Consider the following 1013-nt stretch of genomic DNA (forward strand, 5'->3'; position numbering starts at 1 on the left):
TCCGTCCAGATACCCCTATGGGGTGGCAGGGACGCGTGACTCACGCCCCGCGTTCCACACGGTCTCGCCACGGGTGGCGATGTTGTGGGAAGCGTTCCGGTCGGCGTGGGCAACGACCCCGCACCTTCGGCAGATGAAGAGCCCCTGGTCGACACGGTTGCGCTTGTCGATGTGCTGGCAATGCGAGCACATCTGGGACGTGTACGCGGGATCAACGAAGACCAGGGGCACCCCTGCCCGCTTGGCCTTGTATGCGATGAAGCCTCCGAGCTGGGCGAAGGCCCAGGAATGGAGTGCGACCCGTTGGGGCTTGCACAGCCGTACCCTCTGCCGGATTCCCTTGAGTTCTTCCAGGGAGATCCCGGCCGAGGTGCGTTCAGCCTCGGTCACGATCGTCTTGGCGATGACGTGGTTGGTGTTCTTGACGTGCCGCTGTTCGCGGCGGGAGCGCTCCTTCAACCGGCGCTTCGCGCTCTTGGTGCGCTTCTTCTGGAGCTTGGCCCGCAGGGCAAGCTGACGCTTGCGGTACCGGTTCAGACCACGCCCGGCGGCCTGGTAGCCGGTGGACGTGGTGGCGATGTTGACGATGCCGAGATCCACACCGGTGAAACCGTTTGGCTCGTACGTGCCGGCCTCGGGAACGTCGCATGTGGCGACCAGGTAGAACACGCCGTCACGCTCGATCAGATCGGCCTCGCCCTTGCGGTACTGCGTCAGCACCTTCAGCGCGTCGACCGAGCAGACGAAGCGGACGTTCTTGATGCGCCCGGCCGTCGTCCAGATCGACACGGTCTGCTGGTCGTACTGCCAGCTCACACACCGGTCGTCGTACGGCTGCGCGGCCTGGGGCCGGAACGTGATCGGCTTGGACTCGGCCTTGATCCGGCGCTTCGACTTCGGCTTGCCGAGGTTCCCGGCGCGCAGGTTGGCGTGCAGCGTCGTGTAGGCGTCGCGCACCTTCTTGATCACATGCTGCGCCGCCTGTGCCCCGAGCCCTTCCGCCTTGAGGCGGG

General features: G+C 65.7%; 1 protein-coding gene. It reads right to left on the reverse strand.

The window, feature by feature from the left end; all coding sequences use genetic code 11:
• Positions 1–15: 15 nt before the first annotated feature.
• Positions 16–1013: RNA-guided endonuclease InsQ/TnpB family protein (locus PJ985_RS23195; protein ID WP_271685853.1), on the reverse strand; the 998-nt coding region annotated here is incomplete at its 5' end.

The organism is Streptomyces sp. ACA25 (genome assembly GCF_028200735.1).
GTDB lineage: Bacteria > Actinomycetota > Actinomycetes > Streptomycetales > Streptomycetaceae > Streptomyces.